This is a genomic window from Streptomyces drozdowiczii (assembly GCF_026167665.1).
GTDB lineage: Bacteria > Actinomycetota > Actinomycetes > Streptomycetales > Streptomycetaceae > Streptomyces > Streptomyces drozdowiczii_A.
This window is the reverse complement of the sequence record NZ_CP098740.1, coordinates 2,377,030-2,402,770: the sequence shown is the minus strand read 5'-3', so window position 1 is coordinate 2,402,770 and position 25,741 is coordinate 2,377,030. Positions and strand designations below refer to the sequence as shown.

Genomic DNA, 25,741 nt, shown 5'->3' with positions numbered 1-25,741 from the left:
GCCGCCGGGCGGTCAGTGCTGGTCGATGCCGTGCAGGGGGAAGCCGGCGATGCCGCGCCAGGCCAGCGAGGTGAGCAGCTGGACCGCGGTGTCGCGCGGAATGGCCGACCGGCTGGACAGCCAGTAGCGGGCGACCACCTGGGACACCCCGCCGAGGCCCACCGCGAGGAGCATGGACTCGTCCTTGGACAGGCCCGTGTCGCCCGCGATCACGTCGGAGATCGCCTCGGCGCACTGGAGCGAGACCCGGTCCACGCGCTCGCGCACGGCGGGCTCGTTGGTCAGGTCGGACTCGAAGACCAGCCGGAAGGCGCCGCCCTCGTCCTCCACGTACGCGAAGTACGCGTCCATCGTCGCGGCCACGCGCAGCTTGTTGTCCGTGGTCGACGCCAGCGCCGTGCGCACCGCCTGGAGCAGCGACTCGCAGTGCTGGTCGAGAAGGGCCAGGTACAGCTCCAGCTTGCCCGGGAAGTGCTGGTAGAGCACCGGCTTGCTGACTCCGGCGCGCTCCGCGATGTCGTCCATCGCCGCGGAGTGGTAGCCCTGCGCGACGAAGACCTCCTGCGCGGCTCCCAGCAGCTGGTTGCGTCGGGCGCGGCGGGGCAGGCGAGTGCCCCGCGGGCGCGCCGCCTCGGTCTGCTCGATGGCTGTCACGCCGCCTCCCAAATTCGTGGTCCGACACAGCCGTTCCGTACGTGCCGCGCCATACCGACATCGTACTTTTGGGTAACCCCGGTATGCGCGGCGCGGACGCAGAATTTCACGGACCGGACGGCTGCGGAAGCCGCAGACGGTTCGCTTCCGAGCGCAGAGCGGGACGTATCAGCGGTAATCGTCCTCATCCTGGGGGACCACGCGGGCCTGGTCCGCCGCGTCGGCCTCGCTGGCGCCGCTGCGGTCGAGGTCCGTGAGCGGTTCGTCGCTCTCCGGACGGAGGTCGGTGTGCTGCTCGGCGGCGTCCGCCTCGGGCGTCTCCTGGTCGGGCTCGTCCGGCTGGACGTCCTCGAAGGTCTCCGGGTCCCTCGGGTCGACCGTCATGGGTGACTCCCTTCCTCGGTTCGAGCCTATGAGGTACCCCGTAAAGCCGCTATGCGATCGTGTGACGGCGAACACATGAACCCCGGTGTGATCATCTCGTAACATTGCCGCATGTCTTCGACCGAGCTGCCGGGAGTCCGCGCCGCCGCCGCGGCGGTGTCACCCACGGTGAGCGCCGTCCGGGTCGCGGAGGGGGAGCGGCTGCGCTCCGTCGAGCTGCCCGGGCTGACGCTCACCGTCCGTTCCCGGCCGTCGCGGGGGCCCGGGCTGCCGCCCGCCCTCTTCGTCCACGGCCTCGGCGGCTCCTCGCAGAACTGGTCCGCCCTGATGCCGCTCCTGGAGGAGCTGGCCGACTGCGAGGCGGTCGACCTGCCCGGATTCGGCGACTCACCGCCCCCGGACGACGGCAACTACTCGGTCACCGGGCACGCCCGCGCGGTCATCCGCCTGCTGGACGCCCAGGAGCGCGGCCCCGTCCACCTGTTCGGCAACTCGATGGGCGGCGCGGTCGCCACCCGGGTCGCCGCGGTCCGCCCCGACCTGGTGCGTACGCTCACGCTGATCTCGCCCGCGCTGCCCGAGATCCGGGTCCAGCGCTCGGCCGCCCCGACCGCCCTGCTCGCACTGCCGGGCGTCGCCTCCCTGTTCGCCCGGCTCTCCCGGGACTGGACCGCGGAGGACCGCACCCGCGGAGTCATGGCACTCTGTTACGGCGATCCGGCACGGGTCTCCGAGGCGGGCTTCCGCGACGCGGTGGCCGAAATGGAGCGCCGGCTGCAACTGCCGTACTTCTGGGACGCCATGGCGCGTTCCGCCCGTGGCATCGTCGACGCGTACACCCTGGGCGGACAGCACGGGCTGTGGCGCCAGGCCGAGCGGGTGCTCGCGCCGACCCAGCTGGTGTACGGCGGACGGGACCGGCTCGTCTCGTTCCGGATGGCCCGCAGGGCGTCCGCGGCCTTCCGCGACGCGCGCCTGCTGACACTGCCCGACGCCGGGCATGTGGCGATGATGGAGTACCCGGAGGCGATCGCCCAGGCGTTCCGGGAATTGCTCGACGAATGCGGCGGGAGCTGATCCAGGGCGTGGGACGACACAGCCGGAAGGGCGCTGCGGCCAGCGCGCCCGCAACCGGGCAGGCGGAGCCGGACGAAGCGGGGCGCGAGGCGGCCCGGCCCGCCGCCGGCACCGGACGGCGCAGACGGCAGGCGGGAGCCGCGCCCTTCGTGGGGGCACCCGAGGTGCGCGGCGGCCACCCCGAACAGCGTGAACCGGGCGGCGGCTGGGGCGCGGGCCCCATGCGCGCCCCTTCCCGCCCCGGCCTCCAGGCGCCCGCGCCCGGCGCACGCCCCGGCGCCCCGCGCCCCCTGCACCACCAGCAGCAGGCCACCGGCACCCGGCCGCTGATACCGGGTCCGCGGCGCGAGTTCGTCGAAGCCTTCGACAGCCCGACCGCACCGCCCGCCCCGCGCCGGAGCGCCCCGGTGGCCGAGGACCCGTACCGCTCCGTCACCGACTGGGACACCCGCGAGCCGGAGACCCGGCGCGACGAGGACGCGGTCCCGGCCAAGGAGGCCGGGGGCGGCAGGGGCCGTACGTTCACCGGTATCGCGGCCGCCGCGGTGACCACCGTGCTCGCGGTCGTGGTGGCCGGTCAGGTCGCCCACGACAGCGCCTCGGGGAGCGGCGCCGCGCAGGCCGCGGGGGTGGACCGGTACGGCGCGGACGACGCCTCCCGGTCCGACAGCCGCACCACCCCCTCGCCCGAGGCGGCGGCCGTCAAGCCCCTTACGTACGAACAGAAAATGGCCAAGCCCTATCCGCTCTCGCCGGCGCTGACGGGCTCGGGGAAGTTCGAGACCGTGCCCGGCTCCGCCGAGGCGCCCGGCAAGGGGACGAAGCACCGCTACCGGATCGACGTGGAGAAGGGGCTCGGCCTGGACGCCCAGCTGTTCGCCCAGGCCGTCCAGAAGACCCTCAACGACGACCGGAGCTGGGCGCACGACGGCGACATGACCTTCGAACGGATCTCCGAGGGCAAGCCGGACTTCGTCATCACCCTGGCCAGCCCCGGCACCACCGGCAAGTGGTGCGCCAAGTCCGGCCTGGACACCATGGAGGACAACGTCTCCTGCGACTCGGCCGCCACCGAGCGCGTGATGATCAACGCCTATCGCTGGGCGCAGGGTTCGGCCACCTTCGGGCCGGACAAGCTGTACTCGTACCGGCAGATGCTCATCAACCACGAGGTCGGCCACCGGCTCGGCCACAACCATGTGAGCTGCCGGACGGAGGGCGCGCTCGCGCCGGTCATGCAGCAGCAGACCAAGACGCTGGACCTCGACGGCATCAAATGCCGCCCCAACCCGTGGGTCTACCCCACCTCTGAGTAACCCTCAGTTTCTATAGCGCGACAGAACGCTATTCCGCCGGGAAAGTTACGCCGGTTCACCCCTTTCGGTGGCGCGACGGACAACCGTCCGTCGCGCCACCGGCGTATCCGCTTACGGTCGTCCCGCCGCGAGTCGCCGAAGGAACGGCGGCCGCTCACAAGGGAGATCGGGGGTGCGCTCGTGCGGATCGGACTGCTCACTGACGGTGGTTATCCGTACGCGACTGGTGAGTCCAGGCTCTGGTGCGACCGGCTCGTACGCGGGCTCGCACAGCACGAGTTCGACCTCTTCGCGCTCAGCCGCTCCGCCGAACAGGAGGCGGCGGGCTGGGTCCGGCTCCCGGCCCAGGTCGCCGGCGTGCGCACCGCGCCCCTGTGGACCGCCGACGAGGACACCCTCGGCCTGCACGCCCCCGGGGACCGCTGGCCCGGCTGCTGACCGGCGGGGGCGCGCGGACCTACGCCCGGCGCGAACGGCGGCGCTTCGCCGCGCACTTCGCGGACCTCGCGGCCTCCGTCTGCGCCGCCGCGGGCCCGGAGCGAGGCCGCACGGACACGGGCCGCACGGAAGACGGCGCCGAATCCCGCCGCGCTGACGAGCGGTTCACCCGCGGGCTCTACGGCCTCGCCGAACTCGCCTGGGAACACGGCGGACTGCCCGCCGCCCTGCGCTCCGAGACGGCCGTCCGCATCCTGGAGACCGCCTGCCGCGCCCCCGGCACCGGACGCACCGTGCAGACCGCCACCGTCACCGACCTCCTCGCCTTCACCGCCGAGCTGGACCGGGTGCTGCGCCCCTCTCCCTCGACTGGTACGAGGAGGACGGCCTCGGCGCCGTGGACCTCTGCCACGCGACGGCGGGCGGGGCCGCCGCCCTGCCGGGACTGCTGGCCAAACGCTTCTTCGGGGTGCCGCTGCTGGTCACCGAGCACGCCGTCCGGGTGCGCGCGCACTACCTCGCGTCCGGCGGTGCGCCGGTCAGCGCGCCGGTGCGCGCCCTCCTCGCCAACCTGCACGGACGGCTCGCCACCGAGGTGTACCGGCAGGCCGACCTCATCACCCCGGCAACACCCACGCCCGCCGCTGGCAGGAGCGCTGCGGCGCCGACCCCGCCAAGCTGCGGACCGTGTACCCGGGCATGGAGGCGGCCCGCTTCGCCGCGCTCGGCGATAACGAGGACGACGGCGGGCCCGACACGCTCGTCTGGGTCGGCCGCATCGAGCCCGCCAAGGACCTCATCGGCCTCCTGCACGCCTTCGCCGAGGTGCGCCTGGCCGAGCCGGACGCCCGGCTGCGGATCATCGGCGCCCCGGCCCGGGCCCGGCGGGCGCCGCCTGTCTCGCCCGCTGCCGCGAGCTGGCCGCCCAGCTCTTCCCCGACGAGGACGCCGTCGGCTTCGAGGAGATCGGCGGGCCCGAGGCCCCGGAGCTGGCCCAGGCGTACGCGGCGGGCGGGGTCGTGGTGCTCTCCAGCGTGGTCGAGGGCTTCCCGATCAGCCTGGTCGAGGCGATGTTCTGCGGCCGGGCCACGGTGTCCACGGACGTCGGCGCGGTGGTCGAGGTCATCGGCGGCACGGGGCTCGTGGTCCCGCCGCGCAACCCCCGGGCGCTCGCGGACGCCTGCCTCGCGCTCCTGCGCGACCCCGAGCGCCGCGCACGCCTGGGCGCGGCGGCGCGCGCCCGGGCGCTCGAACTCTTCACCGTCGAGCAGAATCTCGCCGCCTTCCACGGCATCTACCTGGAGCTGATCGCCCGGGCACCGGTACGCGAGAGGCCGCATCCCGCCACCCACGACGGCCCGCGCCCCTTCGCCACCCCGCCCGAGGCCCACGTCCTGGACCACTGGCCGGAACCGCCCGGCCGGGAGCGCGCCGACCGCACCCCAGCTGGGCGGGCGCGGGGAGCGGCGATGCGTAGCCACGAGACGGCCGCCCCCGCACCGGGCGGACAGCACCACGGAGGAACGACGATGAGCCGCGAGGGCCACCAGGGGGACGCCGCATCGGCGGGGGAGCTCGCGCCGGAGGACGCGCCGGCGCGCGCCCCCGAAGTGGCGCACGCGCACCCGGCGGCCGCCCTGCGCAAGGCGGCCGTCGGGCGGCGCGGGACCGCCGACCCGGTGCGGGCGCTCATGCACCGTCACCGGGAGCTGTGCGAACGGGCCGTCGACCCGCTGGAGATCGCGGCGGGGCTCGAGGCCCACGGGGTCACCGACCGCACCGCCGCCCGCTACCGGCACCGCGACGTGTTCTCGCTCGCCGAGGAGCTCTTCGCCCGGGTCCCGGCCGTCGCGGGGGAGCCCGCCGCGACCGGCCCCGCTCCGGCGCGCGACGTCACCACGCGCGCCGCCTGGTCCCTGCGCGCGCTGCTCCCCGGCGCCGCCTGCCTCGCGACCCTCGTCGCGCTCGGGCTGACCGACGGGGTGCTCGGCGGCGACGCCCGCCTCGCCATCGGCTGCGCCGGGGCGCTCCTCGCCCTCACCGGGCTCGTCCTCACGCTGCGCACCGGCCCGCTGAGCGCCCGGCCGGGGGCGGGCTCGTCCGGCGCCGCCGCGCTCTGCGCCTGCTGGCTGCTCGGCTACGTCCTGTACGGCGACGACCTGCTTCACCAGGTCCTCAGGGGCGGCCCCGAGGGCCCCTGGACACTGACCCCGGCGCCCCTGCTGGGGCTCGCCGTCGCGGTGGCCCCGGCCGCCTGGTGCGCCCACCTCTTCGCCCTGCACGCGCACCGCCGACTGCACGGCAGCCATGCGCTGGACGAGTTCGGGGCGGGGGCGCGCCCCCTGCTCTTCGGCGTCGTCGCGTTCTTCGCCTGCGCCCTCGCCGCCCTGCTGTACCTGGCCCGCCTCGGCTTCGGCACGGGCGGCTCACCGGCCGGGGCCGCCGCCCTCGGGATGCTGCTCCTGCTGGCCCGCCTGCTGACCGTCCACGGCTTCCCCGAACCCGCCGCCACCGGACTCGCCGCCGCCTGCGCCATGGAGGCCGCCGCCCCCGCCCTGATCCTGTCCGGACGGCTGCCCGGGCTCCACGCGGTCGCCCGCCCCGTCCGCGCCCTCGTCGAGGCGGCGGGCCCCGGGGTCGTGCCCGTCCTCGCCTGCGGCACCGCCGCGCTCGGCCTGCTGATCACCGCCGTACTCGCCCTCTCCCGGGCGTCCGCCCACGCCGCCCCTGAGGCGGCCCCCACAGCCCCACCCGCGGAGCCGACGCCGCGGGCCGTACCCGACCCGTACGCACCGAAACGTACGGAACAGCCCTCAAGGAGACACCGACATGACCCGCCAATCCCCCGCACCGGCAGCCCGCCGTCGGCCCTCAGGCCGGGGCGGTGCGCGATGAGGGTGCTGCTGCTCGGAGCCAACGGATTCATCGGCCGGTTCGTGGCCGACCGGCTGCTCGCCGACCCCGCCGTCCACCTCACGGCCCTCGGCCGCGGCGACGACGCCGACGTCCGGTTCGACCTCGCGACCGGCAGCCCCGGCGCGCTCACCCGCTTCCTGGACGCCGTCCACCCCGGGGTCGTCGTCAACTGCGCCGGCGCGACCCGGGGCGGCGCGCGCGACCTCACCCGGCACAACACCGTCGCCGTCGCCACCGTCTGCGAGGCGATGCGGCGCAGCCGCTGCACCGCCCGGCTGGTCCAGGTCGGCTGCGCCTCGGAGTACGGGCCCTCGCAGCCCGGGTCGTCCACCGCCGAGGACGCCATCCCGCGCCCCGGCGGCCCGTACGGCGTCAGCAAGCTCGCCGCCACCGAGCTGGTCCTCGGCTCCGGGCTCGACGCGGTCGTCCTACGGGTCTTCTCACCGGTCGGCCCCGGCACCCCGGCCGGCTCCCCGCTGGGCCGGCTCGCCGAGGCGATGCGCCGCACCATGCAGGCCGGCGACGGCGAGCTGAAGCTCAGCGGCCTCGGCGTGCAGCGGGACTTCGTGGACGTGCGCGATGTGGCGCGGGCCGTCCACGCCGCCTCGCTCTCCGCCGCCCAGGGCGTCGTCAACATCGGCACCGGCCGGGCCGTCCGGCTGCGCGACGCGGCGGCCGTCCTCGCCAAGGTCGCCGGGTACGCCGGTGCGCTCCACGAGCTGGACACGCCCCCCGCCCGCCTCCCCATCGGCGCCCCCCGCACCTCCACCGAGTCGGTCATCGAGCACCTCTCGGCCACCCCGTCCCCGTACCCGGACGGCTGCGGGGCCTGGCAGCAGGCCGACGTGCGCACCGCGCGGGACCGGCTCGGCTGGCGCCCCCGGATCAACCTGGAGGAATCGCTCGCCGACATCTGGATGGAGGCGGCGTGCCGTATCTGACGAGCACCGGCACCGCCCGGCGCACCAGCGGCGCCGACCGGCTCGGCTTCGGCGTCCCCGGCTACGCCCACCCGCTGCTCGCCCCCGCCGAGTGGGCCGAGCTGACCCGCCCCGGCACCCCGCTGCACTGGGCCGTCCTCAACATCGACAACGGCCCCGGCAGCAGGCCCGACCCGCACTGCCTGGAGGCGGCCGGCCGGCTCCGCAACGCCCGCGCCCGCGCGCTGCGGGACGGGGATCCGCTCGACGCCGTCCGGGCGTCCGGCGGCAGGCTGCTCGGACAGCTCGACCTCGCCCACGGCACCCGGCCGTTCGGGGAACTGCTCGCCGACGCCCGGTCGTACCTGGACTGGTACCGGGTGGACGGCTTCTACCTGGACCGCTGCCCGGCCGGGCGCGCCGAGCTGCCCGCCGTCCGCCGGCTCGCCGGCACCCTGCGGGCCTTCCTGGGCAAGGAGGACGGCCACCTCGTGCTGGGGCACGACACCCACCCGTATCCCGGTTACGCGGAGACGGGCGACCAGCTCGTCACGTTCCGGGGGCGTGGAGCGACTACCGCTGGTCCCAGGTGGCGGAGTGGACCGCGGCCTACCCGCCCGGCCGCTTCGCGCACTTCGTGCACGGCGTTCCGCGTACGCATCTGGAGGAGGCGATGCGCATCGCCCGCTGGCAGGGCGCCGGGACGATCTTCTTCACCGACCGCGGCGGACGGTCAGGACCGGGGAACGGTCGCGGACAAAGCGATCCATTCGCGGCACTGCCCAGGTACTGGGACGAAATCGTCTCGCGGATCGGACCCGGTATCTCGGAATGAGAGGGGGCGTGGCAGTGTTACCGGAAGAACAACCGTACGTAGTCGAAGTACGTAGAAACCGACCACCTGCATTGTTGAGGTTCCTGTGTCGCTGCCACCCCTGGTCGAGCCAGCTGCTGAGCTCACCGTCGACGAGGTCCGCAGGTACTCCCGCCACCTGATCATCCCGGACGTCGGGATGGACGGGCAGAAGCGGCTGAAGAACGCGAAGGTGCTCTGTGTCGGCGCCGGCGGCCTCGGTTCGCCGGCCCTGATGTACATGGCCGCCGCCGGTGTCGGCACGCTCGGCATCGTGGAGTTCGACGAGGTCGACGAGTCGAACCTGCAGCGCCAGGTCATCCACAGCCAGGGCGACATCGGCAAGTCCAAGGCGCAGTCGGCCAAGGAGACCGTCCAGGGCATCAACCCCCTGGTCAACGTGGTCCTTCACGAAGAGCGGCTCGAAGCCGAGAACGTGATGGACATCTTCTCCCAGTACGACCTGATCGTGGACGGCACGGACAACTTCGCCACCCGCTATCTCGTCAACGACGCCGCGGTCCTGCTGAACAAGCCCTACGTCTGGGGCTCGATCTACCGCTTCGACGGCCAGGCGTCCGTGTTCTGGTCCGAGCACGGCCCCTGCTACCGCTGCCTCTACCCGGAGCCGCCCCCGCCGGGCATGGTTCCGTCCTGCGCCGAGGGCGGCGTCCTCGGTGTGCTCTGCGCCTCCATCGGCTCGATCCAGGTCAACGAGGCCATCAAGCTGCTCGCCGGCATCGGCGACCCGCTGGTCGGCCGGCTGATGATCTACGACGCGCTGGAGATGCAGTACCGCCAGGTCAAGGTGCGCAAGGACCCAGACTGCGCGGTCTGCGGCGAGAACCCCACCGTCACCGAGCTGATCGACTACGAGGCGTTCTGCGGCGTCGTGTCGGAGGAGGCCCAGGAGGCGGCGGCCGGTTCGACCATCACTCCGAAGCAGCTCAAGGAGTGGATCGACGGCGACGAGAAGATCGAGATCATCGACGTCCGCGAGCCGAACGAGTACGAGATCGTCGCGATCCCGGGCTCCCGGCTGATCCCGAAGAACGAGTTCCTGATGGGCAACGCCCTCCAGGACCTCCCGCAGGACAGGCGCATCGTCCTGAACTGCAAGACGGGTGTCCGCAGTGCGGAAGTCCTCGCGGTCCTCAAGTCGGCGGGCTTCGCCGACGCGGTCCATGTGGGCGGCGGCGTGATCGGCTGGGTCAACCAGATCGAGCCCGAGAAGCCGGTCTACTAGAACGTCTCGAAGGGGCCGGTCCGCATCGCGCGGGCCGGCCCCTTCGGCGTTCCGTGACGCCGTTACGAGCAGGTCCTGCCGTCCGCCGGGACCTTCCCGTCCAGGAAGTACGAGTCCACGGTCGACGTCACACAGCTGTTGCCGCCGTACGCGCCGTGCCCCTCGCCCTCGTTGGAGAGCAGCACGCCGACGCCCTCGCCCAGCTCGTCCGCCATCCGGCGGGCCCCCTCGTACGGCGTGGCCGGGTCGCCCGTCGTCCCCACGACCAGGACCGGACCGGCGCCCGGAGCGCTCGCCTCCGGGTGGTCGTGCTCGCCGTCCACCGGCCAGCCGGAGCACCAGCCCGCCGTGTCCCAGGCCAGGAACGGGCCGAAGACCGGGGACAGCTTCTCGAACTCGGGCAGCAGCGCCTTCGCCTCGGCCGCCGTGGGCCGCGCCTTGCCGTCCGCGCAGGAGATGGCCCGCTGCGAGTGGTTCTGGGTGTCGTAGTGGCCGTTCTCGTCCCGGCCGTTGTACGCGTCGGCGAGCTGGAGCAGCAGGGCGCCGCTGCCGTCCTCCGCCTCGTCCAGGGCGCGGGTGAGGGTGGGCCAGCTGTCCTTGGAGTAGAGGGGGAAGACGATGCCGGTGATCGCCAGCGATTCGTTCAGCTCGCGGTCCGTGCCGGTCGGCAGCGGCTCGGCGTCGATCCGCTTCAGCAGTGCCGCGATCCGCCGGGTGCCCGCCTTCGGGTCCTGGCCGCGGTCCTTGAGGTAGTTCTCCAGGGCCCGCTGGAAGCCGGTCGCCTGGTTGCGCGCGTGCCCGGTGGTGTCCGCGGTCGGGTCGACGACCGCGTCCAGGACGGTGCGCCCCACGTTCTTCGGGAAGAGGTGGGCGTACGTGCCGCCCAGCTCGGTGCCGTAGGACATTCCGAAGTACGTCAGCTTCTCGTCCCCGAGGACCTGGCGGATCAGGTCCATGTCGCGGGCGGCGTTCGTCGTGCCGACGTACGGGAGGACCGTGCCGGACAGGCGGGCGCAGCCGGCCCCGAAGTCGGCGCCGTCCTTCATGAACGCCGCCTCCTCGGCCGCGGTGTCCGGCGTCATGTCCACATGCTGGTACGCCTTCTCCTGCGCCTGGTCGTCGCGGCACCGCACCCCGGCGCTCCGCGCCACCCCGCGCGGGTCGAAGCCCACCAGGTCGTAGCGGGTGTTGAGGGTGGCGTACCCGGCGGCGGCGCGCGGCAGGATCGAGACGCCGGAGCCGCCGGGCCCGCCGAAATTGAAGAGCATCGAGCCCAGGCGCTTGGACCGGTCCGTGGCCTCCTTGCGGATCAGCGCGATGCCGATGGTGTCGCCCGTGGGCTTCGCGTAGTCCAGCGGCACCTTCACCGTCGCGCAGCGCCACTCGGAGCCCGGCGTCTCACCGCCCTCGGGTGCCTCGCAGCGGGTCCAGTCCAGGTGCTGCGAGGCGAGCGGGGCGGACGACGAGGGGGCGGTGCCGTCCGCCCGCCCGCCCGGCTTGTCGTCCGTACCGTCCTCGCAGCCCGTGAGCACCCCCGTCAGCAGCAGTGCGGCGGCGGCCAGTACTCCGGCCCGTGCGTGTGCGACCACGTCTGCGTTCCCTCCCCGTCGAGCGCTGCCCGTACGGCAGTTCGCCCATCGTAGGGGGACGCCCCGCAGGGGCTCAGCCGCAGACCGTGCCGGCCTCCGGGGCCCTGCCGTCGAGCAGATAGCCGCCGACCGCCTTCTGCACACAGGCGTCGCCGCTGTTGTAGGCGCCGTGGCCCTGGCCCTTGTACGTCATCTGCACGCCGACGTCCTCGCCCAGTTCGTCGGCCATCGCCTTGGCGCCCGCGTACGGGGTGGCCGGGTCGCCGGTGTTGCCGATGACGAGGATGGGGGCGGAGCCGGGGGCGCTGACGTCGGGGGTCTTCCAGGTGCCCTTCACCGGCCAGTCGGTGCAGCCCATCAGGCCCCAGCCCAGGTAGTTCCCGAAGACCGCCGAGGCGTCGCGGAATTCGGGGAGCTTCGCCTTCGTCTGCTCCAGCGTGAACCGCTCGCGCGAGTCGGCGCAGCTGATCGCGGAGTAGGCGGCGGCGGAGTTGTCGTAGCGCCCGTCGTCGGAGCGGCCGTTGAGGGAGTCGGCGAGCGCCAGGAGCAGGGAGCCGTTCCCGCCGTCGGCCTCGTCCACACCCTGTTCAAGCAGCGGCCAGGTCTCCTTGGAGTAGAGGGCCGCCGCGATGCCGGTGGTGGCCTGGGTCTCGGTCAGCTTGCGGGCGCCGATGCCCTTGATGGGCTTCTTCTCCAGCCGGTCCAGCAGCGAGGCGATGCCCTTCTCGATCTCCTTCGCGTCGGAGCCGGGCAGCTTGCAGGCGTCGCCCCGGTCCGCGCAGTCCTTGGTGAAGTTCTCCAGGGCGAGCTGGAAGCCCTTGGCCTGGCCCAGCGAGGACTGCTCGGCGTCCTCGGTGGGGTCGACCACCGCGTCCAGGACCGCCCGGCCGACCTTCTTCGGGAAGAGGTGCGCGTAGACGCCGCCCAGCTCGGTGCCGTACGAGATGCCGAAGTAGTACAGCTTGTCGTCGCCCAGGACCTGGCGCATCAGGTCCATGTCGCGGGCGGCGTTGGTGGTGCCGACGTACGGGAGCTGCTCGCCGGACCGCTTCTCGCAGGCGGCGGCGAACCTCTTGGTGTCCTGGACGAACGCCTTCTCCTCCGCCGCGTCGTCCGGGGTGCCGTCCTCCTGGTAGCGGGCGTCCAGCTGCTTGTCGGTCTCGCATTCGACGCCGTCGCTGTTCCCCACGCCGCGCGGGTCGAAGCTCACCAGGTCGTACCGGGCACGCAGCTTGTCGTACGCCGTACCGAATGCGGGGAGGGTGGCGACGCCCGAGCCGCCGGGGCCGCCGAAGTTGAAGATGAGCGAGCCGATCCGCTTCTTCGGGCTGATCGCCTTCGCGCGGATGAGCGCCAGCTCGATGGTGTCCCCGTCGGGCTTCGCGTAATCGAGGGGGGCCTTCATGGAGGCGCACTCCCAGTTCGCCCCGCCGGGCAGTGGGGACGGCGGGTTTCCGCCGCCCTGGGCCTGGGAAGGCGCGGGGCACTTCTTCCAGGTCAGCTTCTGGGAGGCGAGGCCGGACGACGGGCTGCCGGTGGTGGCGTTCGCCGCGCGGGCCTGGCTCGTCGGGTCGGCGGCTTCCTTGTCACCGCCGTCCGCACAGCCGGCGAGGGGGAGCAGCACGGTCACGGTGGCGGCGAGGGCCGCGGCGCGCAGGGCAGGGGAGGTCCTCATCGCTCCATGCTGCGGTGGCGCCGGGGCGTGCGCACGGGGTGCCGGTCCAAGTGGGTGGCCCGTGCACGCAGGTCCGCTACAGCTGTCCCTTGCGCGTGAGGTGGTTGAAGCACAGCCAACCGGGAAGGACCGGCAGCCACAGGGTCATCAGCCGGAACAGCAGCACCGCCGGGGCGGCGACCTCCTTCGGCAGCCCGACCGCGATCAGACCCAGCGTCAGCGCGCCCTCGACGGCGCCCATGCCGCCCGGCGTCGGCGCGGCGGAGCCGAGCGCGTTTCCGGCGAGGAAGACCACCGCGATGCTCGCGTAGCTGAGGTGCGGGGTGTCCGGACCGCTGAACGCCCGGACCGAGGCGTCCAGGCACATCACGAAGACACCGGTCAGCAGCAGCATCCCGCCGATCCCGGTGAGCAGCTTCTGCGGGCGCTGCACCACGTCGAGCATGCGGGGCACGACCCCGGCGAACAGCGACCGCACCCGGGTCACCACGAACTTCCGCAGGAACGGGATGGCGGTGACCACCAGGACCAGCACGGCGACCGTCAGCAGCCCGGCGATCACGGTCCTGGACGGGGTGAGCGAGGACGGGGTCTTCTCGGTGCCGGTCAGATAGCCGAAGGCGCCCAGCAGCAGGATGTGGCAGCCGAGGCCGAACAGCTGGGACGCGCCCACGCTGGCGACCGCGAGGCCGGGCCGCACTCCGGCGCGCTGGAGGAACCGGGTGTTCAGCGCCACCCCGCCGACCGCCGCCGGCGCCACGATCTTCACGAACGACCCGGCGACCTGCGCGAGGACGGTCCGCCCGAACGACACCCGCTCGGGCACGAAGCCCAGCAGGCTCATCGCGGCGGCCACGTAGCTCAGCGCCGAGAAGCCGAGCGCGGCGGCCACCCAGCCCCACTCCGCCTGCTCCACGACGGCCCCGAAGTCGGCCTCGGTGACCTGCGAGATCAGGAAGTAGGCGGCGATGGCACCGGCGATGAAGCTGAACAGGGTGCGCGGCTTGATGCGTTCCAGGCGGACCGGTTCGACCGGCGCCTGCGGCCGGATCAGCAGGACCTCCCGGCGGATCTGGGAGAGCAGGTCCTCCTCGCGCGCCTCGTCGAGCGCGTCGTCCATGGCCCGCTTCTCGGCGCGCATCGACTTGCGGGCGGTCTTGCGGTCGCCGTTCCTGGACAGCTCCGCGTCCTCGGCCCGGGCGCGCTTGGCCGCGTCCGACGCTTCGAGGACCGCCTCGCGCTCGCGCTGCGAACGTTCCCGGGCGAGCCTGCGCAGCTGCGCCCGGGTGGAGCGGCTGAGCGCGATCGGCTGGAGGAGGGGGAGGCAGTCGGCGACCGCGTCGGGGCCGAGCACCGCGAGCGCGGCGGCCACGGCCCGCTCGGGTCCCACCCGAAGCCCGGTGGTGGTGAGCAGCTGCGCGACGTCCATCCGCAGGACCAGGTCGCCGGCCGCGATCTCGCCGCCGCGCAGGTCGGTGACGAACACCGTGCCGAAACGATCCACCAGTATGGCGTCGCCCGTGAGCCTGCGGTGCGCGATCCGGCGCGACTGGAGGGCCTTGACCTGCTCCCACGCCCCGCGCACCAGATCGTCGGTGATCTCGGAGTCCTCCAGGGCGTCCAGGGACCGGCCGCCGATGTGCTCGTAGACCAGCATCACGGCGTCCGGGCCGAGTTCGGAGGTGGCGATGAGCTTGGGCGCGTTGGCCCCGGCGGCGATCGCCGCGTACGCGAGCAGCGCCTCCTGCTCCAGCGCCTGGCGCAGCGACTGGATGGACCGCCGCTGGGTGATCCCGCGCAGGGTGAGCCTGCGCCACACCCGGTAGAAGAACCCCTGGGCCTGTTGCTCGCGGTCCACGACGGTCACGTCGAGCGGTGGCCCGTCCTCCAGGGAGACCAGATAGCGGCGCCCCCGGTCGTTCTGGTCGCCGGAGTCGGGCCCGTCCTCGGCGCGCATCGCGGTGACCGGCCGGAAGCCGACGTGCCGCAGACCGGCCATCAGGTGCTGGCCGGTCGGGCGGACGTTCGGCGAGCCGACCGCGTAGAGCGTGCCGTAGGCCACCGTCCAGCCGATCAGCACCGTGAGCACGATGGAGAACGGGGTGGTGTAGCCGCCGACCAGCATCGCGAAGGCGTCGAGCAGCAGCACCACCCACAGCACGACCCGCCAGCGCGGCCGTCTCGCCATGCCGACGGCGGTCATGTACGCGATCACCGGCGCGAGGTAGCCGTGCACCGGATCGGTGACCGCGTCGCCGGGCTGCGGCTGGGTCAGCGCGTCCTGGATGGTGCCGGAGGCGGACTTGGCGACCCACAGGTCGGTGGCGAGCGTCACCCCGTGCGCCAGCACCGCGGCCAGCACCCCGTCGGCGATCCGGAGCCCGTCGCGTTTGATCAGCCGCTCGATGGCGAAGGCGACCGGCACCAGCAGCACGGCGATGCTGGAGACCAGCCCGGCGAGCTTGATCAGCAGGTCGGGGGCCTGTCCGGTGCCCTTGTTGATGTCCTGTTCGAGGCCGGTGGTCGTGCCGTGGGCGAAGGCGGCGACGGAGAACAGCACGACGACCGCCAGCACCCCGATGAGCAGGCGCAGCAGGTCGGAGGGGCGGTGCACCCGGGCGGGCAGCAGGGGTTCGTCCCCGGAGACGCGCTCGGTCAGCTCCTCGTCGGAGGTGGCGAGCGTCGAGCCGGCCGGGTATTCCGCGTCCGTCTCCGGCTGCCGCCGGTCACTGTCCGGACGCGGCTCGGCATCGGAGGCGTCGTCGGCCGCCTTCGGTGGCTGCACGCCCTGCTCCTTCGTCGCCTCTGATTGGTCTTCGTGTTCTCGTATCACCGGTCACCGCCCGCATGATGGTGGCACGGCCGATGGGCGCGAGGGGGCATCAGGGTGCGATGCGGGGGCGTGCGATGCGCAACATACGCTCCTTTCCCGCCGCGCGCACGCTGCGTGTGCGCGCGAACACGGCACGGCCGGGACTGTCGGTGGCGTGCGGCAGGATGGGGCGGATGAGCGAACACCCGACGGGCGACGCGCTGCCGCAGTACGCGGAGCGCGTGCTCGACGTCGCCGACCTGATCCCGCCCGGCCGTGTCATGACGTACGGCGACGTCGCGGAGTGGCTGGACGAGGGCGGCCCGCGCCAGGTCGGCCGGGTCATGGCGCTGTACGGGAGCGCGGCGCCGTGGTGGCGCGTGGTGCGCTCCGACGGCAGGCTGCTGCCCGGCCACGAGCTGCGCGCCCTGGACCACTACCGGGCGGAGGGCACCCCGCTGCGCGAGGCCCCGGCGAGCGCGGAGGGCCACCTCCCGCGCCTGGACATGCGGCGCGCGCGATGGGACGGCGTGACGGGCGGCCCGGCGGCGGCCGGCGGCGGTGGGGGAGCTCACACCTGACAGCTTCGGCCATGGGGCGGCGGAACGGGCGGATCCGCGTCCGTACGGTGCGCGGCCGGCGGAAGGTGCGCGCGGTGCGCGGCCGGCGGAACCGGAAGAACGTGACGATCCCCGCAGCCGTCCCGCCGCATTCGGGGGGCACGCCGGAGTAGCGTCTTCAGTTCGCGGCCGGCGCCGCGCCCCCACCACCCGTACACCCACCAGGACCGGCGAACCCACAGTGAGCACCTCCTCCACCACCCGGCACAGTCCTCACCGTCACGCACGGCCGGGGACCACGGGCCCGTACCGGTTGGTGCGCACCCTGCCGGGTTCGGTGGAGCCCCCTCTCCTGGACGCGGCGCAGCGCGCGGTGGTTGACCACCCCGGCGGTCCGCTCCTGGTCCTCGCCGGACCCGGTACGGGCAAGACGACGACGCTCGTCGAAGCCGTCGCCGCGCGCATCGCCCGGGGCGCCGACCCGGCCCGTCTGCTGGTCCTCACCTTCAGCCGCAAGGCCGCCGTCGAACTGCGCGACCGGATGGCCGCCCGGCTCGGCGCCGCCCGGGGCCCGCAGGCCACCACCTTCCACTCCTTCTGCTACGCCCTCGTCCGCGCCCACCAGGACGCCGACCTGTTCGCGGACCCGCTGCGGCTGCTGTCCGGCCCGGAGCAGGACGTGACCGTCCGCGACCTCCTGGCCGGCCAGCTCGAACTGGAGAAGGAGGGGCGCCCGCACATCAGCTGGCCCGACGAGCTGCGCGCCTGCCTGACCACGCGCGGCTTCGCCGACGAGGTACGCGCGGTGCTCGCCCGCAGCCGCGAGCTGGGCCTCGGCCCGGACGCCCTCGCCGCCTTCGCCGAGCGCACCGGCCGGCCCGACTGGGGCGCCGCCGCCCGCTTCCTCGCCGAATACCTCGACGTGCTGGACGCCCAGGGCGTGCTGGACTACGCGGAGCTGGTGCACCGCGCGGTGCTGCTCGCGGAGCGCCCCGAGGTCTCGGCGCAGCTCGCCGGGGCGTACGACGCGGTCTTCGTGGACGAGTACCAGGACACCGACCCCGCCCAGGTGCGCCTGCTGCACGCGCTGGCCGGCAACCGGGGCAGCGCCCCGGGGGGCGGCGGCGGGCGCGACCTGATCGCCTTCGGTGACCCGGACCAGTCGATCTACGCGTTCCGGGGCGCCGACGTCAACGGCATCCTCGACTTCCCGGAGATGTTCCGGCGCGCGGACGGCGCCGCGGCCCCGGTCGGCGTCCTCACCACCTCGCGCCGCTCCGGCGACCGGCTGCTCACCGCCACCCGGCTGCTCACCCGGCGGATGCCGCTCACCCGGCTGCCCTCGGCGAAGGTCCGCGCCCACCGCGAACTGGGCGCGGTCCGCGAGGGCGGCAGTGTCGAGGCGTACACCTACCCGACCGCCTCCACGGAGCTGGAGAACATCGCGGACCTGCTGCGCCGGGCGCACCTGGAGGACGGGGTGCCGTGGTCCGAGATGGCGGTGCTCGTCCGGGCCGGCGGCCGCACGCTGCCCTCCCTGCGCCGGGCCCTGACCTCGGCGGGCGTCCCCCTGGAGGTCGACGGCGACGATCTGGCCCTGCGCCACGAACCGGCGGTGGGCCCGCTCCTGACGGCCCTGCGGGCGGTGGCGGAGGCGGCGGTGCGCGGGGCGGCACCGGACGGCGCCCCCGAAGCCCCCTGGCTCGACACCGAGACCGCGCTCACCCTGCTCGCCTCGCCCCTCGGCGCGATGGACGCCGCCGATCTGCGCCGCCTCGGCCGCGCCCTGCGGGACGAGGAGCGCGCCGCCGGCAACAAGGTGCCCGCGCCCTCCGGCGCACTGCTGGCCCGGGCGCTCGCCGAGCCGGAGCGCCTGGTCACGCACGATCCGGCGTACGCCCGGGGCGCCCAGCGCCTCGGCGCGCTCCTGCGCACTGCCCGCGAACTCCTGGAGGCGGGCGGCACCGCCGAGGAGGCCCTGTGGGAGCTGTGGTCCGGCACCCCGTGGCCGGGCCGGCTGGAGCGGGCGGCCCTGCGCGGAGGCACCGCGGGGCGCAACGCCGACCGCGACCTCGACGCGGTGTGCGCGCTGTTCGAGACCGCCGCCCGCGCCGAGGAACGCACCGGCGGCCGGGGCGCGCTGAACTTCCTGGAGGAGGTGGACGCCCAGGACATCGCGGCCGACACCCTCTCCCGGCGCGCGGTCCGCCCCGACGCCGTCCGGCTGATGACCGCCCACCGCTCCAAGGGCCTGGAGTGGCGCCTCGTCGTCGTCGCCGGCGTCCAGGAAGGGCTGTGGCCGGACCTGCGCCGCCGGGGCTCGCTCCTCGAAGCGGACCGGATCGGCCGCGACGGGCTCGCCGAGCCGCTGACGCCCGGCGCCCTCCTCGCGGAGGAGCGGCGGCTGTTCTACGTGGCCTCGACCCGCGCCCGCGAGCGCCTGGTCGTCACGGCGGTCAAGGCCCCCGCCGACGACGGCGACCAGCCCTCCCGCTTCCTCGCCGAGCTGGGCGTCGAACCCCGCGACGTCACCGGCCGCCCGCGCCGCCCGCTGTCCGTCGCCGCGCTCGTCGCCGAGCTGCGCGCCACCACCGTCGACCCGGCCGCCTCGGACACGCTGCGCGAGGAGGCCGCCCGCCGCCTCGCCCGGCTCGCGGCGCTCACCGACGACGACGGCCAGCCGCTCGTACCGTCCGCGCACCCGTACCGCTGGTGGGGCCTGTACGAGCCGACCCGCTCGGCCGTGCCGCTGCGCGACCGGGACCAGCCGGTCACCCTCTCCGGCAGCGCGCTCGACCAGCTCGCCAACACCTGCGCGCTCCAGTGGTTCCTGGGCCGCGAGGTGAAGGCCGACGCGCCCGCGACCGCCGCCCAGGGGTTCGGGAACGTCGTGCACGTCCTGGCCGACGAGGTGGCCTCCGGCCGTACGCCCGCCGATCTGGCCGTCCTCATGGAACGGCTCGACTCGGTCTGGGACGGGCTCGTCTTCGACGCCCCCTGGAAGTCCCGCCAGGAGAAGGAGCAGGCCCGCGCCGCCCTCGAACGCTTCCTGCGCTGGCACGTCATGGACCGGGCCGGCCGCACCCCCGTCGCCAGCGAGCACGACTTCGACGTGACGCTGGAGGCGGGGGAGTACGAGGTGCGCATCCGGGGCTCCATGGACCGCGTCGAACGGGACGCCGAGGGCCGGGCCTACGTGGTCGACTTCAAGACCGGCAAGCAGTCCCCGACGAAGGACGAGGTCCACCGCCACCCCCAGCTCGCCGTTTACCAGCTGGCGGTACGGGAAGGCGCGGTCGACGACGCCTTCGGCGGTACGCGGCCCGAGCCGGGCGGCGCCGAACTCGTACAGCTGCGCCAGGCCGCCCCCAAGAAGGAGGGCGGCGACGCCGCGCCCAAGGTGCAGGCGCAGGCGCCGCCGGACGGCGAGTGGGTCTCCGACCTGCTGGCGACCGCGGCGGGCCGGGTCCTGGACGAACGGTTCACCCCGACGACCGGCCAGCACTGCGGCCACTGCTCCTTCAAGGCGTCGTGCAGCGCGCAGCCGGAGGGCCGGCACGTCCTGGACTGATCAGTGCTTGCGGGCCACCAGGCCGTAGACGCTGACGTCGGCGTCGGTGACGTCGTTGATGTCCTGGTAGCGCGTACGGTCCAGCTCGTCCAGGCCCGCCACGAACTCCGGGTCGGGGTTCCGGGCCTCCGGCAGGTCCACGACCCGCTCGGGGCGCCAGCGGTGCACGGGGACGATGCCGGGTTCGAGGAGCTCCAGGCCGTTGTCGGTGACGAACCGTTCCATCTGGGCGTACGAGCGGCGCACCATGGCGAAGCCGCGCTCCTTGAAGCCCTTGGTGATGCTGCCGACCTGCTCCGGGTTGAGGTCCGAGCTGACATTGCTCAGGACGAGGAAGCTGCCGGGGGCCAGTACGTCCACCAGCTGCTTCACGACCGGGTAGGCCGTCTCGTCCTCGATGAAGTGGGTCACGGCCGCGAGGACCAGGGCCACCGGGCGGTCGAAGTCCAGGGTGCGGCGGGCGGCCTCCAGGATGCGGTCCGGGTCCCGCAGATCCGCTTCGATGTAGTCGGTGCGGCCCTCGGGACCGCTGGTGAGCAGGGCCTGCGCGTGGACGAGGACCACCGGGTCGTTGTCCACGTAGACGACGCGCGACTCGGGCGCGATGCCCTGCGCGATCTGGTGCACGTTGGCCTGCGTGGGCAGTCCGGTGCCGATGTCCAGGAACTGCCGGATGCCGTCGTTCGCGGCGAGGGTCACCGCCCGCCGCATGAAGTCCCGGTTGTGCCGCACGGTGAGGTAGCCGCGCGGATTGGCGGCCAGCGCCATGGCCGCGGCCTCGCGGTCCGCCGGGTAGTTGTCCTTGCCGCCGAGGAAGACGTCGTACACCCGCGCGGGATGCGCCTTCGTTGTGTCGATGCGCTTCCTGAGTCCGGTGGCGTCAGGGGCGGATGCGTCGGCGCTCATATGACCGTCCTCGTAAGGCTGTTGGTGCGACAAGCAGATAATTTAGACCCGGCCTGGTGTGACGGACGCCACCGGGAGGCGGCGATGTGAGCCGCTGCCACGACTTCGTGGGTTGTCGGTGGCGCCGGTTAGCCTCTGTGGAGTGTCCCCGCGCCTCACCGATCCCGAGCAGCTCAAGGAGCTGCTGGGCATCCCCTTCACCCCGGAGCAGACGGCCTGCATCACCGCGCCGCTCGCCCCGCAGGTGATCGTGGCCGGAGCCGGGTCGGGGAAGACCACGGTGATGGCCGCCCGCGTGGTCTGGCTGGTCGGCACCGGCCAGGTCGCCCCCGAGCAGGTCCTCGGGCTCACCTTCACCAACAAGGCGGCCGGTGAGCTGGCCGAGCGCGTACGCAAGGCACTCGTCGCCGCCGGGATCACCGACCCGGACGTGATCGACCCGGACAACCCCCCGGGCGAACCCGGCATCTCCACGTACCACGCCTTCGCCGGGCGGCTGCTCACCGAGCACGGCCTGCGCATCGGCCTCGAACCGGGCACCCGCCTCCTCGCCGACGCCACCCGCTACCAGCTCGCCGCCCGCGTGCTGCGCGAGGCCCCCGGCCCCTACCCGGCCCTGACCAGGTCCTTCCCCACCCTCGTCAGCGACCTGCTGGCCCTCGACGCCGAGCTGGCCGAACACCTCGTACGCCCCGAACAGCTCGACGCGTACGACACCGAACTGCTGACCGCGCTGGAGACCGCGAAGCTCAGCAACGAAGAGCTGCGCAAGATCCCGGCGACCGCCGAGGCCCGCCGCGAACTGCTCGCGCTGACCCGGCGCTACCGCGACGCGAAGCGGAGCCGCGACCTCCTCGACTTCGGCGACCAGATCGCCCTCTCCGCCGAGCTGGCCCTCACCCGCCCCGAGGTCGGCGCGATCCTCCGCGCCGAATACCGGGTCGTCCTGCTCGACGAATACCAGGACACCTCCGTCGCCCAGCGCCTCCTGCTCTCCGCCCTCTTCGGCAGCGGCCCCGGCGCGGACGGGCCGACCGGGCACGCCGTCACCGCCGTCGGCGACCCCTGCCAGGCCATCTACGGCTGGCGCGGCGCCTCCGTCGCCAACCTGGACGACTTCCCGAGCCACTTCCCGCACGCCGACGGCACCCCCGCGACCCGCTACGCCCTCAGCGAGAACCGCCGCAGCGGCGGCCGCCTCCTCCACCTCGCCAACGGACTCGCCGCACCCCTGCGCGCCATGCACGAGGGCGTCGAGGCCCTGCGCCCCGCCCCCGGCGCCGAGCGCGACGGACTGGTCCGCTGCGCCCTGCTGCCCACCCACACCGAGGAGATCGGCTGGCTCGCGGACTCGATCGCCCACCTCGTGCGCACCGGCAAGGCGCCGGGCGAGATCGCCGTCCTGTGCCGCACCGCCGGTGACTTCCCGGAGATCCAGGCCGCGCTGGTCGCCCGCGACATCCCGGTCGAGGTCGTCGGCCTCTCCGGGCTGCTCCACCTCCCCGAGGTCGCGGACCTCGTCGCCGTCTGCGAGGTCCTCCAGGACCCGGGCGCCAACGCATCGCTGGTCCGCCTGCTCACCGGCCCCCGCTGGCGGATCGGCCCGCGCGACCTGGCCCTGCTCGGCCGCCGGGCCCGCCTCCTGGTGCACCGCGCCGCCCACGGCGACGACGAGGACTACGACCCCGACCGCAGGCTCGCCGAGGCCGTCGAGGGGATCGACCCGGCCGAGGTGATCTCCCTCGCCGACGCCCTGGACACCTTCCTGGACGGCGGCGGCGAGGAGGACGATCGGCTTCCGTTCTCCGCCGAGGCCCGCGTCCGCTTCGCGCGCCTCGCCGCCGAACTGCGCGACCTGCGCCGCTCGCTCGCGGATCCCCTGATGGACGTCCTGCACCGGGTCCTCGCCACCACCGGCCTGGAGGTCGAGCTCTCCGCCTCCCCGCAGGCCCTGGCCGCCCGCCGCCGCGAGACCCTGGGCAATTTCCTCGACGTCGCCGCCCGCTTCGCCGCCGTCGACGGCGAGGCCACGCTGCTCGCCTTCCTCGGCTTCCTGCGCACCGCCGTCCAGTACGAGAAGGGCCTCGACAACGCGCTGCCCGGCGGCGAGAACACCGTCAAGGTCCTCACCGCCCACAAGTCCAAGGGCTTGGAGTGGGACGTCGTCGCCGTGCCCGGCCTGGTCACCGGCCAGTTCCCCAGCGGCCAGTCCCGGGACGCCTGGACCTCCCAGGCCAAGGTCCTCCCGCACGCCCTGCGCGGCGACACCGCCACCCTCCCCGCCCTCCGCGGCTACGACGCCAAGGGCCTCAAGGGCTTCAAGGAGGAGATGAAGGAGCACCAGCACACGGAGGAGCTGCGCCTCGGCTACGTCACCTTCACGCGCCCCCGCACGCTGCTGCTCGGCTCCGGCCACTGGTGGGGGCCCACCCAGAAGAAGCCGCGCGGCCCGTCCGCCTTCCTGCACGCGTTGTACGAGCACTGCGCCGCAGGGTACGGCGAGATCGAGGTGTGGGCGGACGCCCCGGCGGAGACCGACGAGAACCCGGCCCTGACCGAGGCGTCCGCCGACCACGCCTGGCCGCTCCCGCTGGACGACACCGCCCTGGCCCGCCGCAGGGCCGCCGCGGACACGGTCATGGAGCTGCTGGCCCGGCCGGAGGCCCCGGCCGATGCCCCGGAGGTCCCGGCTCCCCGCCTCACCCCCGAGGAGACGCGCACCCTCGCCTCCTGGGACCGGGACCTCGACGCGCTGGCCGGGGAGCTGCGCCGGGCCCGCGCCACCGTGCGCGACGTCCTCGTCCCCGCCTCGCTCTCCGCCACCCAGTTGCTGCGCCTCGCCGACGACCCCGACGCCTTCGCCCGGGAGCTGGCCCGGCCCATGCCCCGCCCGCCGCAGCCCGCCGCCCGCCGGGGCACCCGCTTCCACGCCTGGGTGGAGTCCCGGTTCGAGGAGCTGCCGCTGCCCATGCTCGGCCCCGACGAGCTGCCCGGGGGCGACGGGAGCGACGCCGACATCGCCGACGAGCGCGACCTCGCCGACCTGAAGGAAGCCTTCGAGCGCACCCCGTACGCCCGCCGCACCCCGTACCGGGTGGAGACGCCGTTCCAGATCACCCTGGCCGGCCGGATCATCCGGGGCCGTATCGACGCCGTGTACCGCACGGGGGACACGTACGAGATCGTGGACTGGAAGACCGGCCGCACCCACACCGCCGACCCCCTCCAGCTCGCCGTGTACCGGCTGGCCTGGGCCGAGCTGCACGGACTCCCGCTCACCGACGTCACGGCCACCTTCCTCTTCGTCCGCACCGGCGAGGCCGTCCGCCCGGCCTCCCTGCCGGGCCGTCCGGAGCTGGAGCGCATCCTTCTGGACGAGCCACTTCCGTCGGACGGATAAGCTGAAGGTCATGAGCGACACCCCGGACAGCGCCGTCCGCACGTACACCGAGCAGCACCGCACGGCCTTCCTCGACGACCTCGCCGAGTGGCTGCGCATCCCCTCCGTATCCGCTCAGCCGGAGCACGAGGGCGACGTACGGCGCAGCGCCGAGTGGCTGTCGGCCAAGCTGAAGGAGACCGGATTCCCGGTCACCGAGGTCTGGGAGACCGACGGCGCACCCGCCGTCTTCGCCGAGTGGCCCTCCGACGACCCGTCGGCGCCCACCGTCCTGGTCTACGGACACCACGACGTCCAGCCCGCCGCCCGCGAGGACGGCTGGAGCACCGAGCCGTTCGAGCCGGTGATCCGCGACGGCCGGATGTACGGACGCGGCGCGGCCGACGACAAGGGGCAGGTGTTCTTCCACACCCTCGGCGTCCGGGCCCACCTCGCCGCCACCGGACGCACCGCCCCCGCCGTGCACCTCAAGCTGATCGTGGAGGGCGAGGAGGAGTCCGGCTCCCCGCACTTCCGCGACCTGGTCGAGCGCCACGCCGACCGCCTCGCCGCCGACGCCGTGATCGTCTCGGACACCGGCATGTGGAACGAGACCACGCCGACCGTCTGCACCGGGATGCGCGGCCTCGCCGAGTGCGAGATCGAGTTCCACGGGCCCGGGCAGGACATCCACTCCGGCTCCTTCGGCGGCGCCGTCCCCAACCCGGCCACCGAGATCGCCCGCCTCGTCGCCGCGCTCCACGACGCGGACGGGAAGGTCGCGGTCCCCGGCTTCTACGACGGCGTGGCCCCGCTCACGGACACCGAGCGCGCGCTTTACGCCGAGCTGCCCTTCGACGAGGCCGACTGGCTGCACACCGCCAGGTCCCGGGCGGCCTCCGGGGAGGCCGGGTATTCGACGCTGGAACGGATCTGGGCCCGCCCGACCGCCGAGGTCAACGGCATCGGCGGCGGCTACCAGGGCGCCGGAAGCAAGACGATCATCCCCTCGTCCGCCCGCGCGAAGATCAGCTTCCGCCTGGTGGCGGGCCAGGACCCGGACCACATCGAGAAGGCCGTACGGGCCTGGGCCGAGGCCCGGGTCCCGGCGGGGATCAGCCACCGGATCACCTTCCTCCCCGCCACCCGGCCCTGCCTGACGCCCCTGGACCACCCGGCGCTGCGGGCCGTGGCCGGCGCCATGGGCCGGGCGTTCGGCCAGAAGGTCCTCTTCACCCGCGAAGGGGGCTCCGGACCCGCCGCCGACCTCCAGGACGTGCTCGGCGCGCCGGTCCTCTTCCTCGGCATCTCCGTACCGTCCGACGGCTGGCACGCCCCCGACGAGAAGGTCGAGCTGGACCTCCTCTTCAAGGGCGTCGAGACCGCCGCCCACCTCTGGACCGACCTGGCGGCCGCCCTCCGCTGAATCCTCTGAACGCCCGATC

At 73.9% G+C, this 25,741-nt stretch carries 14 protein-coding genes and 2 pseudogenes; 10 read left to right on the top strand and 6 right to left on the bottom strand.

Going from position 1 to position 25,741, the window contains the following annotated elements; translation table 11 throughout:
• Window positions 1–12: 12 nt before the first annotated feature.
• The gene (locus tag NEH16_RS10590) at window positions 13–654 is read right to left on the bottom strand and encodes a TetR/AcrR family transcriptional regulator (protein ID WP_018105511.1); all 642 of its coding nucleotides are present in this window, start codon (window positions 652–654) and stop codon (window positions 13–15) included.
• Between the two features lie 168 nt (window positions 655–822).
• Window positions 823–1,038, bottom strand: coding sequence for a hypothetical protein (locus tag NEH16_RS10585; RefSeq protein WP_073964092.1), 216 nt, complete (start codon window positions 1,036–1,038; stop codon window positions 823–825).
• A 111-nt stretch (window positions 1,039–1,149) separates the two neighbouring features.
• Here NEH16_RS10585 and NEH16_RS10580 point away from each other — a divergent pair, with 111 nt between their 5' ends.
• From NEH16_RS10580 to moeZ, 6 genes and pseudogenes are all read left to right on the top strand, one after another.
• On the top strand, window positions 1,150–2,115 hold the full coding sequence (locus NEH16_RS10580; protein WP_073964091.1) for an alpha/beta fold hydrolase: 966 nt from the start codon (window positions 1,150–1,152) through the stop codon (window positions 2,113–2,115).
• Window positions 2,100–3,431 carry a DUF3152 domain-containing protein gene (locus NEH16_RS10575; protein WP_265541602.1) on the top strand — a complete coding sequence of 444 codons (1,332 nt, stop codon included), beginning with the start codon at window positions 2,100–2,102 and terminating at the stop codon, window positions 3,429–3,431. The genes NEH16_RS10580 and NEH16_RS10575 overlap by 16 nt, the downstream gene beginning before the upstream one ends.
• 180 nt (window positions 3,432–3,611) lie before the next feature.
• A pseudogene (locus NEH16_RS10570) lies at window positions 3,612–5,377 on the top strand (glycosyltransferase); the annotation flags it as partial.
• Between the two features lie 1,383 nt (window positions 5,378–6,760).
• Window positions 6,761–7,726 (top strand): NAD-dependent epimerase/dehydratase family protein, encoded by a 966-nt coding sequence (locus tag NEH16_RS10565; RefSeq protein ID WP_073964087.1) that lies wholly within the window; start codon window positions 6,761–6,763, stop codon window positions 7,724–7,726.
• Window positions 7,714–8,540 (top strand): annotated as a pseudogene (locus tag NEH16_RS10560) (spherulation-specific family 4 protein). The gene NEH16_RS10565 and the pseudogene NEH16_RS10560 overlap by 13 nt, the downstream one beginning before the upstream one ends.
• Before the next feature lie 85 nt (window positions 8,541–8,625).
• On the top strand, window positions 8,626–9,804 hold the full coding sequence (gene moeZ / locus NEH16_RS10555) for an adenylyltransferase/sulfurtransferase MoeZ (protein ID WP_073964085.1): 1,179 nt from the start codon (window positions 8,626–8,628) through the stop codon (window positions 9,802–9,804).
• A 62-nt stretch (window positions 9,805–9,866) separates the two neighbouring features.
• On the opposite strand, the gene NEH16_RS10550 is transcribed toward moeZ, so the two are convergent.
• The 3 genes from NEH16_RS10550 to NEH16_RS10540 form a co-directional block, all read right to left on the bottom strand.
• On the bottom strand, window positions 9,867–11,393 hold the full coding sequence (locus tag NEH16_RS10550; protein WP_265541600.1) for an alpha/beta hydrolase: 1,527 nt from the start codon (window positions 11,391–11,393) through the stop codon (window positions 9,867–9,869).
• 73 nt (window positions 11,394–11,466) lie between these two features.
• Window positions 11,467–13,068 (bottom strand): alpha/beta hydrolase, encoded by a 1,602-nt coding sequence (locus tag NEH16_RS10545; protein ID WP_265541598.1) that lies wholly within the window; start codon window positions 13,066–13,068, stop codon window positions 11,467–11,469.
• A gap of 76 nt (window positions 13,069–13,144) precedes the next feature.
• Window positions 13,145–15,853 (bottom strand): lysylphosphatidylglycerol synthase domain-containing protein, encoded by a 2,709-nt coding sequence (locus NEH16_RS10540; protein WP_265541596.1) that lies wholly within the window; start codon window positions 15,851–15,853, stop codon window positions 13,145–13,147.
• 221 nt (window positions 15,854–16,074) lie between these two features.
• Between NEH16_RS10540 and NEH16_RS10535 the strand changes: the two genes are divergently transcribed.
• A complete protein-coding gene (locus NEH16_RS10535; protein WP_276104706.1) occupies window positions 16,075–16,461 on the top strand; it encodes an MGMT family protein in 387 nt (128 codons plus the stop codon).
• A 220-nt stretch (window positions 16,462–16,681) separates the two neighbouring features.
• Window positions 16,682–20,011, top strand: a complete 3,330-nt coding sequence (locus NEH16_RS10530; RefSeq protein ID WP_265541594.1) for an ATP-dependent helicase — start codon at window positions 16,682–16,684, stop codon at window positions 20,009–20,011.
• Here NEH16_RS10530 and NEH16_RS10525 read toward each other — a convergent pair whose 3' ends face one another.
• Entirely contained in the window at window positions 20,012–20,917 is a 906-nt protein-coding gene (locus tag NEH16_RS10525; RefSeq protein ID WP_265541592.1) for an SAM-dependent methyltransferase, read from the bottom strand. It abuts the gene before it with no gap.
• Between the two features lie 142 nt (window positions 20,918–21,059).
• On the opposite strand from NEH16_RS10525, the gene NEH16_RS10520 reads away from it, so the two are divergent.
• Together NEH16_RS10520 and NEH16_RS10515 are read left to right on the top strand one after the other, a co-directional pair.
• Window positions 21,060–24,317: an ATP-dependent helicase gene (locus NEH16_RS10520; protein ID WP_265541590.1), complete on the top strand. Its 3,258-nt coding sequence runs from the start codon at window positions 21,060–21,062 to the stop codon at window positions 24,315–24,317.
• Between the two features lie 10 nt (window positions 24,318–24,327).
• Window positions 24,328–25,722 (top strand): dipeptidase, encoded by a 1,395-nt coding sequence (locus NEH16_RS10515; RefSeq protein ID WP_265541588.1) that lies wholly within the window; start codon window positions 24,328–24,330, stop codon window positions 25,720–25,722.
• The last annotated feature ends 19 nt before the right edge of the window (window positions 25,723–25,741 follow it).

What these genes read in the sequence shown, in the direction of transcription:
- NEH16_RS10585 (WP_073964092.1), bottom strand. Translation starts at nt 1,038, where the DNA reads ATGACGGTCGACCCGAGGGACCCGGAGACCTTCGAGGACGTCCAGCCG.
- NEH16_RS10580 (WP_073964091.1), top strand. Translation starts at nt 1,150, where the DNA reads ATGTCTTCGACCGAGCTGCCGGGAGTCCGCGCCGCCGCCGCGGCGGTG.
- NEH16_RS10575 (WP_265541602.1), top strand. Translation starts at nt 2,100, where the DNA reads ATGCGGCGGGAGCTGATCCAGGGCGTGGGACGACACAGCCGGAAGGGC.
- NEH16_RS10565 (WP_073964087.1), top strand. Translation starts at nt 6,761, where the DNA reads ATGAGGGTGCTGCTGCTCGGAGCCAACGGATTCATCGGCCGGTTCGTG.
- NEH16_RS10545 (WP_265541598.1), bottom strand. Translation starts at nt 13,068, where the DNA reads ATGAGGACCTCCCCTGCCCTGCGCGCCGCGGCCCTCGCCGCCACCGTG.
- NEH16_RS10535 (WP_276104706.1), top strand. Translation starts at nt 16,075, where the DNA reads ATGAGCGAACACCCGACGGGCGACGCGCTGCCGCAGTACGCGGAGCGC.
- NEH16_RS10525 (WP_265541592.1), bottom strand. Translation starts at nt 20,917, where the DNA reads ATGAGCGCCGACGCATCCGCCCCTGACGCCACCGGACTCAGGAAGCGC.
- NEH16_RS10515 (WP_265541588.1), top strand. Translation starts at nt 24,328, where the DNA reads ATGAGCGACACCCCGGACAGCGCCGTCCGCACGTACACCGAGCAGCAC.